General features: G+C 34.3%; 9 protein-coding genes. 3 read left to right on the top strand and 6 right to left on the bottom strand.

The window, feature by feature from the left end; translation table 11 throughout:
- Positions 1–43: 43 nt before the first annotated feature.
- Positions 44–2782, bottom strand: a complete 2739-nt coding sequence (locus ABS764_RS06235) for a glycosyl hydrolase (RefSeq protein WP_408080939.1) — start codon at positions 2780–2782, stop codon at positions 44–46.
- A 440-nt stretch (positions 2783–3222) separates the two neighbouring features.
- On the opposite strand from ABS764_RS06235, the gene ABS764_RS06230 reads away from it, so the two are divergent.
- The gene (locus ABS764_RS06230; RefSeq protein WP_408080938.1) at positions 3223–6372 is read left to right on the top strand and encodes a SusC/RagA family TonB-linked outer membrane protein; all 3150 of its coding nucleotides are present in this window, start codon (positions 3223–3225) and stop codon (positions 6370–6372) included.
- A gap of 7 nt (positions 6373–6379) precedes the next feature.
- Positions 6380–7915 carry a RagB/SusD family nutrient uptake outer membrane protein gene (locus tag ABS764_RS06225; protein WP_408080937.1) on the top strand — a complete coding sequence of 512 codons (1536 nt, stop codon included), beginning with the start codon at positions 6380–6382 and terminating at the stop codon, positions 7913–7915.
- 123 nt (positions 7916–8038) lie between these two features.
- Here the strand turns inward: ABS764_RS06225 and ABS764_RS06220 are convergent, their stop codons facing one another.
- Both ABS764_RS06220 and ABS764_RS06215 read right to left on the bottom strand, forming a co-directional pair.
- Entirely contained in the window at positions 8039–10678 is a 2640-nt protein-coding gene (locus ABS764_RS06220; protein WP_408080936.1) for an AsmA-like C-terminal region-containing protein, read from the bottom strand.
- Between the two features lie 160 nt (positions 10679–10838).
- Positions 10839–11633 (bottom strand): DUF2797 domain-containing protein, encoded by a 795-nt coding sequence (locus tag ABS764_RS06215; RefSeq protein WP_408080935.1) that lies wholly within the window; start codon positions 11631–11633, stop codon positions 10839–10841.
- 98 nt (positions 11634–11731) lie between these two features.
- Between ABS764_RS06215 and ABS764_RS06210 the strand changes: the two genes are divergently transcribed.
- Entirely contained in the window at positions 11732–13258 is a 1527-nt protein-coding gene (locus tag ABS764_RS06210; protein WP_408080934.1) for a GH3 auxin-responsive promoter family protein, read from the top strand.
- Between the two features lie 60 nt (positions 13259–13318).
- Here the strand turns inward: ABS764_RS06210 and ABS764_RS06205 are convergent, their stop codons facing one another.
- From ABS764_RS06205 to serB, 3 genes are all read right to left on the bottom strand, one after another.
- Entirely contained in the window at positions 13319–13753 is a 435-nt protein-coding gene (locus ABS764_RS06205) for a VOC family protein (protein ID WP_408080933.1), read from the bottom strand.
- Between the two features lie 22 nt (positions 13754–13775).
- Positions 13776–14213 (bottom strand): SRPBCC family protein, encoded by a 438-nt coding sequence (locus ABS764_RS06200; RefSeq protein WP_408080932.1) that lies wholly within the window; start codon positions 14211–14213, stop codon positions 13776–13778.
- A 209-nt stretch (positions 14214–14422) separates the two neighbouring features.
- Positions 14423–15661: a phosphoserine phosphatase SerB gene (gene serB / locus ABS764_RS06195; RefSeq protein WP_408080931.1), complete on the bottom strand. Its 1239-nt coding sequence runs from the start codon at positions 15659–15661 to the stop codon at positions 14423–14425.
- Between the last annotated feature and the right edge of the window lie 155 nt (positions 15662–15816).

The raw sequence follows: 15816 nt of genomic DNA, 5'->3' as shown, positions 1-15816 counted from the left end.
TTATAATTGGGAAGGTTTTCTTTTTAAAAAAAATTAAAACGGTTTAATTCACTTCATTTTTCAAAGGAGTTATCGTAACCGGACTTGTTAAACCGGAAGGCATTGGAGTCCATTTAGTAGCATCAAATTTATTATAATCCTTATCCACCATATTAATTTCGTAGAAAATCTTCCATTCTTTTCCTTTCATTTCCATATCGCGAACTCTATTGGCAGAAAGATTAGTCACCTGAACTTTCAACTCATTTTTCCCTTTCTTCAATTTTCCTAAATTGATTGTAAATGGTACAGACCACGCTTCACCGATATACTCCCCATTCAGCCAGATTTTAGCACTTTCTCTCACATCACCCAGATTTAATTGCCAATTATCCGCAGCTACTTTTGGTGCATCAAATTGCAAAGTGTACAATGCTGTTCCTGAGAAAGCTTCTGTTTCAGGGCTAATTTTAGTCCATGATTCTAAAGTAGTTACTTTTGCAGGCGCTGGTAAAGCAGGTCCTCCTTTTTCAAAAGTCAATTTCCAATCTCCTTTTAACGCAATAGGTTCTGCTGTCGCTTCGTAATATTTCCAAGGTTTTTCAGAAGCAGTATTTTCGGTTTTCAAAAGCAATGATTTTCCGGATTCAATACGAAGTTTTACTAAAGTTGTTTGCCTTTCTTTCTTAACTATTGCATTTCCTGTCTTTCTGTTTAACGGATCTAAAATCAATACCTCTTTATTGGCTACAGCCAAAGGGATAAAACCTTCAATAGTCTTAGCAGTATGATTTACCAGATAATAGATTTTTTCTCCATCCAAATCTCGTCTGATGAATTTTAAACCGGTTGTTACCAATGTTTCCGGTTGTTCATTGGCTTCTGCCAAAGCTTTAAACAAATCGCTTACCGGATTTACTATTGTTTTGTTTGAAGAAAGTAATGCCTCTAATTTTTCATTTTGTGCTTGATAATCATTGAACCCCGGAACCGATTTGGGCAAACCTTCAAAAATAATGTGTGCTCCTTCTTTTTTCAAAGCAATCAGTTTTTCTAAAGTTGGCAATGGCATTTTATCACAATTAGGAACTACTAATGATTTATAACTACCACCAGGCAAAACTAACATTCCGTCTTTTACTTTTGCCTGAGCAATAAAAGCATCTGAAACAAAATCAACGCCGTAACCGTTTTCCATTAATTTTTTAGTAGTATCATAAAACGGTGTTCCATGCAGCCACTCTTTCAACGAGTGAATCTTAAATTGGAAAAATAAATTTCCGCCTAAATTTTTTCCCCAGGTATCATAGACCGGGTAATACAATAAAGTTTCATTGTCCGGCTTTCCAGCCTGTAATAAGGATTGACAATTAGCAATGTAATTGAATAAGCCCGAAGCATCTTCCCAGATAGAATTCGTAGCATTAAAATTCACCGAAGCATAAAATTTCCATCCCGGCCATTCCGCTCTTTTAGGTGAATAAGTTGAACCGTGAAGAAAAACGTGATTGATTCCGTTAAGCATTAAATCCTCAACTTCCGGTTTACATTGTGACAAAGCCGTTTTAAAATGATCTCTCAACCACGTAAAAGTTTCTGAAGAAGTCAATGGTTTTCCGGCAATATGAGCTGCCGAAGAAGAAAACTTTAACATAACAGGATCAGCATCTCCATCACGAATATCTTCTTTTTCACGTCTGAATCCCGGGATATCATAAGGCATGGAACCAAAAGTTTCACACTCAGGAATATCAGCAGAGGCATATAAATCAATTAAATTCCCCGGAGAACCGTGTGCCTGTAACTTCGTTTTATAATTTTTAGAATTAGCCCATTTAGTCCACGGTAAATCAAACTTATTCAATAATAAATCAGAAATGGTTTCTCTGTAATCACTTTTAATTCTGTTTCCAATTTCAGAATCTTCTTTACTGAACAACTGCGGAAGGTATTTTTTCAAATCATACCCTCTGCGTTTTTCAAATTCCTGTAAAAAAAGTGGCGTGAAATCAGTTCCATACACTTCATAGCTATCATTAAATATAGCCCTCAGCTTTCCTTCAAAACCTACTAATGCTTTATCAAAAGGAACCACATAAGCATTCAGCGCTTCAGTAGAAAAATGATCTAAAGTATAGCCTTTACCTCCCGGTGCAGCACGTTTTACCTGTTGCCCTGTTTTCCCTGCAAAAATGGCATACAGCGTATAATTTGTTTTTTTAGCCTTCCAGTTTAATACATTTCCTTTCAATTCATTTGTCAAATCAAGATAAGAACCATCCGCTCCGTAAGCGGAAACAGCTAATAATTGCGCCGGAACTTTCTCCTGAGCCGGATCTGCTTTTATATCCTTATTAAATTGTTCGTTTTTCTTTACCTCATATTTCTCCACGACTAATTTAGTTGCGGCGTTTTCTAAGGAAACCTGAGGTCCGCCATAAGGCCAGCCTGTTCCCAGAACCATATCAACCTGTAAACCTAAACTATCAGCAATCTTTACTGTATAGCCCAGCATTTCCATATATTTAGGAGACAAATAATCTATAAAATTACTCTCTTCTCCTTTTACACCGTAAATAGGGGTGATTTCTACGCCTCCAATTCCAACTTTTTGAAAATCGATTAGACTGGATTTTAAATTAGGTTTATCTACTGCGCTTCCCATCCACCACCAGCGTGCCCATGGTTTGCTTACATTTTTAGTTTCCGGCCACGCAGTTTCTGATTTATTTTGCTGAGCAGCACCGTTTAAAGAAAACAAAATTCCGATGACAAACGGAAGATAAGTAAGTTTGATTTTCATTGAATTGTATTTTAATGATTTGTGAACACTTTTTAAAATAGTTTAAAACCACAAAACTATTTAAAATTATTTCTGTTTGAACAGCGAAAAATATTAAATACTTGTCTTTAATGCATCCTGCACCATCCTGTTTGGCATAAATTGATTATCAGTCGTTTTTTTAATCTACCGGATATTTTGCAGCATCTCCACATTGGATGAATAGCTAATAAGTATTTTTATAATATTCATAATTATTTTAACACTATTTTTTTATTTTAAAAAAATAATTAATTAAAAAATAATAAAAGAATAAATGATTTTAACAAAAAACAAAAACAATTAATATACTCAGGTAATGGATTTCCCTGTAAAAACGGGCAATACAGACACAGCAGGATAGTTAAAAATATCTGAAAAATTATTTTTGAGTTAATTGCTAACCGTAATACAAGTTAATTATGAAAAACAAACTTTTTTATTTATTGAGTATGCTAATGGTTCTTTTGCTAAGTTCCAACATGTATGCTCAGGAAAAATTAGTCAAAGGAAAAATTATCGATGAATCAGGACTCCCGATCCCCGGAGTTTCCTTAGTTATCAAAGGAACAACTAAAGGAAGTACAACTGACATGGATGGAAATTATTCCATTTCAGCGAAACCGGGAGATGTTATTGTGTTTACTTATTTAGGCTATACGGCATCTGAACAAAAAGTAGGAACCTCAAACACTTACAATATCTCATTACAGCCTTCAAATTCAGAACTTGAGGAAGTTGTTGTTGTCGGATATGGTACTCAAAAGAAAAAATTAGCAACCGGTTCAATGTCTTCTATAAAAACAGATAATTTTACTGAAAGACCTATTTCAAGAGTTGATCAAGGCCTTGTTGGTCAGGTTGCAGGTGTTAGAGTTAAACAAACATCAGGGCTTCCCGGACAACCATTTAGCATAAATATTCGCGGAACCGGCTCTATTACTGCTGGAAACGAACCATTATATGTTATAGATGGTTTCCCTATACATACCGAGGGAACAAGTAGTAGTGGAGGTTTTTCTAATGGAAGCCCTTTAGATAATATGAACCCAAATGACATTGCATCGATTGAGGTCTTAAAAGATGCTGCCGCCGCTGCCATTTACGGATCAAGAGCTTCTAATGGAGTAGTTTTAATCACAACCAAAAAAGGTAAAGTGGGTAAACCAAAATTCACCTTTAATACTTATACAGGTGTAAACAAGGAAGCTAAAAGAGTAGATATGCTCAGTGCAGAACAATGGATTAACAGAGCTAAAACTATGATAGATTATCAGTGGGTCAATTCAGGAATTACTGGTGCAACTGCAGATCAAACTGTTGACGAAAGAAGAGCAGTTTTTAATGCTAATAATGCTGCGAATGTTGCCGACCTTGGACCAACTGAGTTTAATACCAGTTATATGTATGACCCACGCTGGGATATAGAAGGACATCCTGGATTAGATTATATCAATTGGCAGGATGTGATTTTCCGTACAGGTATTTTTAACAATTATCAACTATCAGCATCAGGCGCTACAGATATGGTTAACTATTATGTTTCTGGAAATTATCAAAAAAACAAAGGATATATTATTGGCACAGATTATAGCCTGTATTCCGCCAGAGCGAATATCGATGTAAATTTCTCTGAACATCTAAAAATGGGGATCAACATTGCTCCTTCATATTCAATTAAAAATGATCCGGGTGTTGAAGGAAAAGACAGTACTATTCATAAAGCTCTTGGTGCAACGCCGGTTTTTGAAAGCACTACAAATGATGAAGGAGAAAAATATACTACACGTTACGCATGGGGAAGTAGCACAACAAGTATGTTACCACTTTTAAGCAGAACAGGTAAGAATTCTATGTTTAGAAACCTGCTTTCAGGTTACATTGATTATGAAATTATTAACAACTTACATGCTAAGAGTACTATAAACTTTGATAATGCAGACAATACATTTGAAGGATATACTCCAAATGATGCACTACTCAGCATTAGAGGGAACTATAACACCTATCGAAGACAAAATATAGTTAACGAAAACACTTTAACGTATAGCGGAACAATTAAAGACAATCACAACTTCACATTACTTGCTGGACAATCTTATAATTCTTATCAAATAACTAGTTCCAATCTTTCATCTGGAAGTCTTTACAATAGCTATACTATTGAGACACTACCCTCAGGCTCAACTGGTAGCACAAATTCTGAAAAAAATGTTCAAATCTCCTACTTTGGAAGACTTCAGTATGATTTTAAAGAAAAATATATTCTTTCTGCAAGTATAAGACGTGACGGATCTTCAAAATTTGGTATTGCACAAAGATGGGGTACTTTCCCTTCTCTTTCTCTGGGATGGATAGTTACTGAAGAAGATTTTATGAAAAATGCAACCTGGCTTAACAGTTTAAAATTAAGAGCCAGTTCAGGATTAAATGGTAATAATAACATTGGTAACTATGCTGCTTTTTCAACTTTAGCTTCCTATAATTACGCTTTAGGAGGAGGAACAGGACTAGGAAAAGGAGTATCAGGCATACCAAATCCTAATTTACATTGGGAAAAATCGCAGTCAAATGATTACGGTATTGATTTCGGAATATTAAATAATAAAATTTCCGGATCATTTGATTATTACACAAAAACAAATAGTGATTTATTACTGAATGTACCAGTTTTAGCTGCTTCAGGTAACACAAGCTTGCTAACAAATATTGGCAAGGTAAGAAATCAAGGTTGGGAATTTGAATTGAATACTGCTAATATTACAACTAAGGATTTTCAATGGAAAACTTCAGCAAATATCAGCTACAATACTAACAAAGTTTTAGCATTAGGACAGGATCAGGATAAAATCGAAATTAACTCAAGTTTTAGTGGTGGGGTTCCTTTTTACAAATTAGAAGTTGGAAAACCAATGTACACCATCTTTGCTATTAAACAAGATGGGGTAATAACTCAGGCAGATATTGACAAGGGTGGAACTACCTGGTCAGGTAAACCTTTAGTATTAGGTGATCCCAGATATATAGACCAAAATGGAGATAATAAAATAACAACAGACGACCGTGTTGATGTTGGAAATCCTAATCCTAAATACATTTGGGGGATCACAAATACATTTAAATACAAAAACTTAGATTTAAACATCCTGGTACAAGGTCAAAATGGAGGATACATTTATAGTTTGTTAAGTAGAGGAATCAACCGTACCGGAATGGGTGCTGTTGAAAACAATCTTGACGTAAACCCTGCAGTAAGAGGAAACTGGAAAACGAATTTTGGATATGTCCCTAATACTGACTGGTTATACAAATCAGATTACATTAGTATCAGAAACATTACTTTAGGCTATAATCTTTCCAGTGCTTTAAAATCATTGAGCAGAATCGACAATGCAAGAATATATATAAGTGCTGAAAACTGGTTTTACAAAGACAAATACAAAGGAGGATTTAACCCTGAAGCTGCTAATGTTTCTGGTAGTAATAATGACAGCTTCCCAGTTCCTGCCGATTATGGCGGAGCACCACTAGCTAAATCTCTTGTATTAGGGCTTAATATTAATTTTAATTAAAACAAAGATGAAAAAACATATCTATATAATTGCAAATCTTCTTGCTGTTTTTGCTTTAGCATCTTGTGAAAGCGAACTCAACCAAATTCCACTATCACAGGAAACAACAGAGAATTTTTATTCGACTCAAAATGATTTTATTCAGGCTCGGAATGCAACTTATTCTTATGCGTTTCACGGAGCAAATGAATATGGTTATCCTAACAGGATATTAAATTTAAGCGAAGTACGATCTGATAATTTTTATGCTACCACACAAGCATCAAGAGATTGGGAAGGTATTAATAATTTTTTCACATCACTAAGTACCAACCCTTTAATAAAAGAAGCTTATGTATCTAATTATAATGCAATATATAAAGCAAATCAATTATTAGAAAAATTAGAAAGTAATGGTAATGTAATTACAGCTGAAACTGAAAGAACATACATGAAGGCAGAAGCTAGCTTTTTAAGAGCATTTTGCTATTTTGATTTAATCCGTTGGTTTGGGCGAGTTCCGCTCATAAAAAACACATTATCCCCTCAAGAAGTTTCTAAAATAGGCAGAACACCTGTTACAGAAATTTACAATTTAATTCTTTCCGATTTACAGTTTGCAGTAGACAATCTTCCTCCATCTTATGACGAAGCTAATTATGGAAGAGTGACTAAATACGGGGCTAAAGGATTATTAGCTCAAGTATATATGACTCGTTCATCCCCAAATTATGGTATAGACGGTGCAATGCTTGGATTAAATGAATGGGATAAAGCATATCAACAACTTAATGATATAAAAATTAGTAATCAATTTGTATTCGCTACTGATTATGCTTCAATATTTAAAACTGAAGGAAACGCTAACAAAGAAAATGTTTTGGTTATACCATATTCTCAAAATACTGGTAATGGAGTTGGTGGAAACTTTGAAATTGAGCTAGGATATCAACCGTATTTTGCTTCCTTAAATTTATCTGAACAAGGCTCATTAGAATACAAACCCATTTCTTCCTCATTTCTAAGCATGTTTGATGTTAATGACACCCGTAGAGGAGTGACTCTGGCAGAAACTTATACAGTTACATCTGGTACATATTTAGGTACATATACAGCAAATCCTGTAGTAAAAAAATATATTGATGCATCCAGATATGGAAATGGAAGAACTGATTGGGGAGTAGACTTTATTGTTTTAAGATATACTGATGTTTTAATGTTAATGGCAGAATGTACACTCCACGGAGGAGGTGGATCACAAGCAGATGTAGATGATATAGTCAACGACATTAGAGAAAGAGGAGGTCTGGCGAGAGATGCAAGCAATGTTGATTTAAACCGATTATTCAACGAAAGAAGAATGGAATTTTTCGGAGAAGGAACAAGATGGTTTGATTTAATAAGATCCGGGAATGCAATAGCTACACTGAATGCATGGAAGACCTTAGAAGACACCTCAGGTAGCCTTGGCATTATAGACAAAAATTCATTGTTATATCCAATACCACTTCAGGAATTCCTGACGGCTCCTGGCTTGTACGATCAAAACCCGGGATACGATTAATATTCTAAACAATACTTAATTAACTCACAAAAAGACAAGTTAATTTTACCGTATAATCCAACAAAAAATCCATCTCAGTTTTAATATTCTGAGATGGATTTTTTATTATTAATAGCATACTATTTATTTTGTTTTTGTAGTATCTGCTGGTTTTTTATTCTTATTGAATAAATTGTTTAATAAATCAGTAGCTTTAGCTTTTACTTCTTCTTTGGCTTTTTCCTGAGTTTCAGCTTTTGTTGCAGGAACAGCTGTTTTAGTAGTGTCTCCTGGCTTTTTATTCTTATTTAATAAATCAGTTAAAGCCGAAGTTCCTTTAGTAACTAATTTCTGTTTTTGCTGCTGAACGAGCTGATTGGTCAGATTAGTCACTGCTGTTTTTAAATCGGTTGTTATTTTAGGATTAGAAAAAGTTCCGGTCAACATGGCTTTAACAGGAATGCTTTCCAGTTTCTGCGCATCGGCAGCAGATAATTTTGCAATAAGCGCATTAGCTTCCGTACCTAAATATTTTGCCGGAACATTAAACTTAATATCATAATTCATGCTTTGGTCAAAACCATGCGTTCCTCCAATAGTTGCCTGTATATCCTGATATTTAATATTAAATGGTTTCACGTTTACTCGTCCGTTGTCAAAAGTTATTGCCGCTTTTAAATCATTTAAATTGATTTTGCTTAAATCTAAAAATTTAATATTCGAACTTAAAGCATTTAACAATGTCGAATTCTTTTCATTAACTGTTGTTGAAAGAAACTGACCTAACAAATCTCCCGAAATCGTTTTTAAATCAGGAGTAAATTCTTTTGCATCCAGATTTCCGTTTAATTTAATGGTAGAATTCAGTTTACCATTTACAATTCCTGCAATTGGCGCCAATTTTTTAAGCATATCTAACTGGGTAAAAGATTGTGCAATATCCACCTGTTTCATCCCTAAATCCATATTAAAGACAGGTACCTTCCCTTTAGTGGATACCGAACCGCTTAGTCCCACTGAACCTCCAAAAATCGAAGTCTTCACATCTTCCATCGTTAACTTTTCATCTTTTACAATTAATTTTCCGGAAACATCTCTCAGGGTTAAATTATCATATAAAACTGTATTGGCTTTTGCAGTAAGCGTACAGTCCAAAAAAGGCGGAATCTTCATTGCTTCCGAATCTTTCTTTGTTTCATCTGAAGAAGTTTTTTCATCCGTTGTGGTCATAAAATCATCGACTGCTATTTGATTAGAAGTCAGATTAAAATTTCCCTGAAGGTTTTGATTTTTAAAAATATATCCATAAAAATTCTCTAAAACACCCGTAACATTCAAATCACTTTTTCCTGTAGAAGCACTAAATTGTTTTAAGTTCACTCTGGACGGATTAAAAACGATTTCAGCTTTATTAATATTCATGGATTTACCATTTTCATCGGTATATTTAAAACCAGACAAGCTTATGGCTCCCGCATTATTAATGTTCTGATACTGGCTTTTTTCTACTGATTGCATGTCAAATTTAGTAGTGACATCGGCTTTTAGTATTCCGCTTAAAGGTTTGTCTAATTTAACAGGATATGCTTTTGTTACATTTGCTAAATTGATGGTTCCTTTTAGCATCGCATCAACAAGAGCATTTTCGGTGATGTTTTTAATATTAGCTTTAGCATTAAAAACATCCTGATCAATCCTGAAAGAAAGTTTATCTATGTTAACATAAGTATCGTTCAAAATCCCCGTTTGATTGATAATTTTAGTATCTATAACAATATTTTGCACTGATTTTGGCAAATCAGGATATTTAAAAGATGCATTATCTGAAGTAATTTCGACATTAAATTTTGGTACAGTAGTATCTGAATAGATTCCTTTGGCAAAACCTGTAACCGTAAAATCGCCTGTTGTTTTTACATTATCCAGATTGGCCGCATAAGTGGCAGGAATCACGCCTAAGAAGTTCTTAAATGAAGATGTTGGGGTTTTAAATTTCAAATCATATTCCTGACCCGCATCAAGTAACTGAATAAAACCGTCAAATTCTAATGGTAACTGATTGATTAAAGCCTTATTTTCTTTAAAAGTATATCTGTTATTTTCCAAATCAATTCCTAAAACGGCATCTAAATTCAGGACAACATTTTTCATGTAATTTACTTTGTCCATATCCAGGCTGATTTTAGCCGATGACTGCGTATCCAGATCTAATTTAGAAGCAGCAAAATCTCCTGTTCCTTCATGATTCAGACTATCGATAAGCATTTTTATTTTGGACCTTTCATCAAAATATCGAAATTGAAAATTGTCTATTTTATAATTCTGAATATTCAGTGCTAAGGGTTTACTTTCGGAATCCTGACCTTCTTTTTTGTCATCTTTGATTGCAATATCATAATTTCCAATTCCATCTTTATTGAAAATAATATTGATTAAACCATTTTTCGAATTAATTCCATCAATATTTATGGGTTCATTATCGCCTTTAAAAAGTTCTTTAACAGACATTTTTAAATTTAACTCTCCCAGAGCAATCAAGGTATCTCCTTCAAAAGGCGCCTTATTAATGATGGCCAGTTCTTCAATGGTCACATTTGCATTTGGAAAATTCTTAAACAAACTCAGATTAGCATCAGCAAAACTTAGTTTAGCATCAACTTTTTGATTAATCGCTTCAATAATTTTCGCTTTTATCTGGTCCTTAAAAAAATAGGGAATAGCAAATAATGATCCTATAAATAAGAATAAAATAGCTCCTGTAATTAGCAACACTTTCTTTAACATGATGATGGAATTTTATTTAATAGTAAACTATTACAAAAATACCGCTTTAGAAGCTATCGGTTTTATAATATTTTCATAATATCTTATAATTTCAAATCATAATCCTAATACACACCATTCAAAAAAGCCTATTCACAATTAGTTTTCAATAAAATTAACCCTATACATCAATACGCACTACCGAACCTTCTGCTCCGCGAATATTAAAAACAGTACCATCTTCAAATAATAAGTATTGCCCTTTTACTCCGGTTAATTTCCCCTCAAAAACAGGAGTTTTATCTAAATTTAAGCTTTTTACTTTTGTCGGATACTGCAAGACCGGATACTCTATCTGATACAAATCAATTTTATCGGAATAAAAATATTCCTGAACTTCGGCTGGAATTAAATTCTGTAATTTTAATCGTTCTGCAACCAGATCTACCGCTTCTATATCATTTGTTAACATTTTACGCCAATTGGTTTTATCTGCATAATGATTTTTCAATGCAACCTCGGTTATTCCTGCTAAATAGCGATTAGGAACCTCAACAACAGCAATGGCTTCATTAGCCCCCTGATCAATCCATCGTGTAGGTACCTGAGTTTTTCGTGTTACCCCTACTTTTATCTCGCTTGATAAAGCCAGATATACAATATGAGGCTGCAATTGTGCTTTTTCTTCATAAACTAAATCCCTGTCGGCAATCCCTAAATGTGCAGTACTTAGCTCAGGCCTCATAATCCAGTCGCCCGCTGCAGCACTGGAATAAAAGCAATCATAACAAAAACCCTGACGGTAGACTTTCTTTTTTTTACTGCAATTTAAACATTGAAAATCTACAAAACTGATAGTAATATTTTTGTTTAACAGCTGATTTACGTTTAAAAAACTAGTTTCAAAAACCAAATAATATTGAATTGGGTTTCCGTATTCTGTTTGCATCTTTGTGAGTACGCCTTGGTATTGCATTAAGTTTGGATTTTAAAAAGTGTGATGTTTCGTAAATTTTCCTATTTTTGGTAAAGTTATTATTCCTAAGGTAATTTTCATAACCCTATTTTTTAAAAATGCCAATACAACTCCTCAATTCATTTGCCTCCTGGGTCTTAAAACAACGAATTCATCAGATTGAACTCTTTGTAAAATATCCTAATGAAGTTCAGGAAGAATTACTTATGAACCTCATTGCTGCCGCAAAAAATACGGTGTTAGGCAAAAAATATGATTATGCTTCCATTAATTCCTATGCTGTTTTTTCAGAAAGAATTCCGATTTCTACTTATGAAGAATTACAGCCACTGATTGAAAGAACTCGTCAGGGAGAACAGAACGTTTTTTGGGAATCCCCTATAAAATGGTTTGCAAAATCCAGCGGAACAACCAATGCTAAAAGCAAATATATTCCCGTAAGTAATGAAGCTTTAGAAGATTGTCATTATAAAGGCAGTAAAGATTTGCTGTGCATGTATCTGAATAACAATGAGAATTCAGAACTGTTTACAGGTAAAAGTCTGCGTTTGGGAGGGAGTTCTCAAATTTATGAAGACAACAACAGTTATTTTGGGGATTTATCAGCGATATTAATCGAAAACATGCCTATATGGGCCGAATTTAGCAGTACGCCCAGCAACAAAATTTCGCTGATGAGCGAATGGGAATCTAAAATGAACGCCGTTATCAACGAGACAAAAAGAGAAAATGTAACCAGTTTTGCCGGTGTTCCTTCGTGGATGCTTGTACTGATGAACAGAATGCTCGAAGAAACCGGTCAGGATAATCTGCTTGAAATATGGCCAAATCTGGAAGTTTATTTTCATGGTGGCGTAAGTTTTAACCCGTATCGGGAACAATACAAAAATTTATTACCTAAAAAAGATTTTAAATACTACGAGATTTATAATGCTTCAGAAGGTTTTTTTGCCATTCAGGATTTAAATCATTCCAATGATTTACTACTAATGCTGGATTACGGAATCTTTTACGAATTCATTCCTATGGATACTTTTGCAACTCCTAATCAAAAAGCTGTGCGTCTGGTCGACGTAGTATTAGATAAAAACTATGCTGTCGTAATTACAACCAATTCTGGATTATTTCGTTATTTAGTGGGCGATACCGTACGCTTTACTTCTCTGAATCCATTTAGAATCAGAGTAACCGGAAGAACCAAACATCACATCAATGTTTTTGGTGAAGAATTGATGGTTGAAAACACTGACATGGCTTTAGATAAAGCCTGTCAGCTGACAAGAGCAGAAATTAAAGACTATACCGTTGCACCGGTTTTCATGAATGGTAAAGAAAAAGGAGCTCACGAATGGATGATTGAGTTCAAGAAAAAACCTGAAGACATGAAAGTTTTTCAAAAAGCGCTCGACGAAACTTTGCAAACCTTAAATTCAGATTATGAAGCCAAACGCTACAACAACATGACCCTAAATCCTTTGGTCATCAATGTTGCCAGAGAGAATTTATTTTATGATTGGTTAAAAGACAATAACAAACTGGGCGGACAACACAAAATTCCGAGATTATCCAATCAAAGAGATTATCTCGAACAATTGAAAGGGATGCAGGAGAAAGTGATTGTATAACAAAACCTCAATTCGGCTGAATTAAGGTTTTGTCAGCAATTCTATTATTCATTTTCATAATTATTGTTTCCCGTTTTTGTCAAAATTAACCATCCAGTTAATCCCGAATTGATCGGTAAGCATCCCAAAATAAGCCCCCCAAAAAGTATCATTCATAGGCATATGAGGATTTCCCTGTTCTGAAAGCCCATTAAATATTTTATCAGCCTCCTCTTTACTTTCCACATTCACAGAAATAGAAACATTACTCCCAAAAGTAACATCACCACTTGCTGAATTACTGTCACTTCCCATTAGCATCATTGAGCCAACAGACAGACATACATGCATAACCCTATTACCATCCTCTTCAGACAGTTCAGGAGAATCAGCGTCTTTAGGCATATCTTTAAATTTTCCCAAATACGGTATTTCACCACCAAAAACAGATTGATAAAACAAAAATGCTGCTTCGCAAGTGCCGTTAAAAATCAAATACGGATTAATTGTTGTCATACATTGTATTTTAAATTAATGATTATGCTTCCGAAAGTTCTTTTATTATTGATAATGCCTTTGCAAAAGCATCATTGAAAAAAACTACATATTTTTCAGTCGTATCTACTTTAGCCTCCAGAACAGTTACTCCATTTTCCTCTGTCAGACTATACGTTTCCATCGCATTAACCCATTCCTGAGTTGCCAGATCTACAGGCTCAATTTCAAAATTTTTAACCATTGCCAAATGCTTAAAAGCCATGTATTCGTTTGCCGTTTTTTTCTCAATAACACTATGCATTCCTTCACCGTTCGGGGTAAGAAACTGTATCATACTTCCTTCTTCCCAATCGCTTACAGCGTAAGTACCTTCGCAAAAAACAGCTGCCCATTTTCTATAAGTTGCATCCTCCCATAAAAGTGACCACACTTTTTCTTTGGGAGCATTAATTTCAATTTTAAAAGTTAATGTTTTCATTTTCTAATGTGTTAAAATTATATTTTACATCATTTTTAGTTCCATAAAAGAAAAACAAATTGTAGCTGTAGTTTCTGAATTTTTACTTGAGCTGTAACTATTTTTTCCTTTTCTTGAATTATAAAAATACAATTTTTAATTAAATTCCATAAAAAAACCTTAGTTCAAAAATCAGAACTAAGGCTTCTTATATGCTAGCATTGAGCATTTTATATATCGTCCATCATATCAATATGGCGGTCATGGTATCCTAATAAATACAAAACTCCATCGAGACCCAAACTGGAAATGGAAGTAGCTGCGCTTTCTTTTACCGTAGGTTTAGCATGGAAAGCAATTCCTAATCCGGCCAGATTAATCATTGGTAAATCATTAGCCCCATCACCCACAGCAATGGTTTGGTTGATGTGAATGCCTTCTTTTTCAGCAATAGCTTTTAGAAATTCAGCTTTCTTTTGACCATCAACAATATCACCTATATAGTTTCCTGTTAATTTTCCGTCTTTAATTTCCAATTCATTCGCATGAACATAGTCAATTCCTAACTCTTTTTGCAAATAGTTTCCAAAATAAGTAAAACCTCCTGAAAGAATCGCAGTTTTGTATCCGTAGTATTTCAATGCTTTCATCAATCGGTGTGCTCCTTTAGTAATAGGCAAATTGATCGCTACATTATGCAACACATCTTCGCTCAAACCTTCTAATAAAGCCATACGCTTCTTGAAGCTTTCACTAAAATCAATCTCTCCGTTCATGGCCGATTCAGTAATTGCTCTTACCTGCTCACCCACTCCTGCCAGCTCTGCCAGTTCATCGATAACTTCAGTTTGAATTAGTGTAGAATCCATATCAAAACACACCAAACGTCTGTTTCTTCTATAAATAGTATCCTCCTGAAAAGAAATATCTACATCTAAACTTCTGGAAACTAACATAAAACTAGCCGTCAATACTGTTTTATCAACAACTTCACCCGAAACAGATAATTGCACACAGGAACGCGGATAAATCTCCGTTTCTACAATGGATGTTCTTCCGGTTAATCGTTTTATAGAATCAATATTTAAATTTTGGTCTGACATTATTTTAGTTACCGCTGCCAGTTGAGCTGCAGTGAGTTTTTCGCCCAAAATATTAATGATATAACGCTGTTTAGACTGCGTTTTTACCCATTTTTCATAATCTTCTACGGTAATTGGGATAAACTTTACTTTGATACCTAATTCATATGCTTTAAACAATAAGTCTTTTAAAACCGGCGCTGAAGAAGAACCTGCTTCGATTTCGAACAAAATCCCTAACGAAAGTGTGTCGTGAATATCAGCTTGTCCTATGTCCAAAACAATGGCATTATACATTGCCAACACTGATGTTAAACCAGCTGTAACCCCTGGTTTATCCTGACCAGAAACTTTTAATAAAATAACCTCTTTATCCTCAATTGCCATTTTTAATCTATATTGATTTTAGAAGCGACAAAAATCGACAATAAATTGCTTATAAAAAAACAGATTTTGTGTTTTTTACACAGAGATAATTTCAAATAAAATACCACAACAAAAAAACCTGCTCAAACTAATGAACAGGTTTTGAATATTTTATT

This window comes from Flavobacterium plantiphilum, from assembly GCF_046000495.1.
Taxonomy (GTDB): domain Bacteria; phylum Bacteroidota; class Bacteroidia; order Flavobacteriales; family Flavobacteriaceae; genus Flavobacterium; species Flavobacterium plantiphilum.
This window is presented reverse-complemented; position numbering and strand designations above follow the sequence as displayed.

Excerpts from the sequence above, each read along its gene's own strand:
- ABS764_RS06235 (WP_408080939.1), bottom strand. The coding sequence starts at position 2,782 with ATGAAAATCAAACTTACTTATCTTCCGTTTGTCATCGGAATTTTGTTT.
- ABS764_RS06230 (WP_408080938.1), top strand. The coding sequence starts at position 3,223 with ATGAAAAACAAACTTTTTTATTTATTGAGTATGCTAATGGTTCTTTTG.
- ABS764_RS06225 (WP_408080937.1), top strand. The coding sequence starts at position 6,380 with ATGAAAAAACATATCTATATAATTGCAAATCTTCTTGCTGTTTTTGCT.
- ABS764_RS06220 (WP_408080936.1), bottom strand. The coding sequence starts at position 10,678 with ATGTTAAAGAAAGTGTTGCTAATTACAGGAGCTATTTTATTCTTATTT.
- ABS764_RS06215 (WP_408080935.1), bottom strand. The coding sequence starts at position 11,633 with ATGCAATACCAAGGCGTACTCACAAAGATGCAAACAGAATACGGAAAC.
- ABS764_RS06210 (WP_408080934.1), top strand. The coding sequence starts at position 11,732 with ATGCCAATACAACTCCTCAATTCATTTGCCTCCTGGGTCTTAAAACAA.
- ABS764_RS06205 (WP_408080933.1), bottom strand. The coding sequence starts at position 13,753 with ATGACAACAATTAATCCGTATTTGATTTTTAACGGCACTTGCGAAGCA.
- ABS764_RS06200 (WP_408080932.1), bottom strand. The coding sequence starts at position 14,213 with ATGAAAACATTAACTTTTAAAATTGAAATTAATGCTCCCAAAGAAAAA.
- serB (WP_408080931.1), bottom strand. The coding sequence starts at position 15,661 with ATGGCAATTGAGGATAAAGAGGTTATTTTATTAAAAGTTTCTGGTCAG.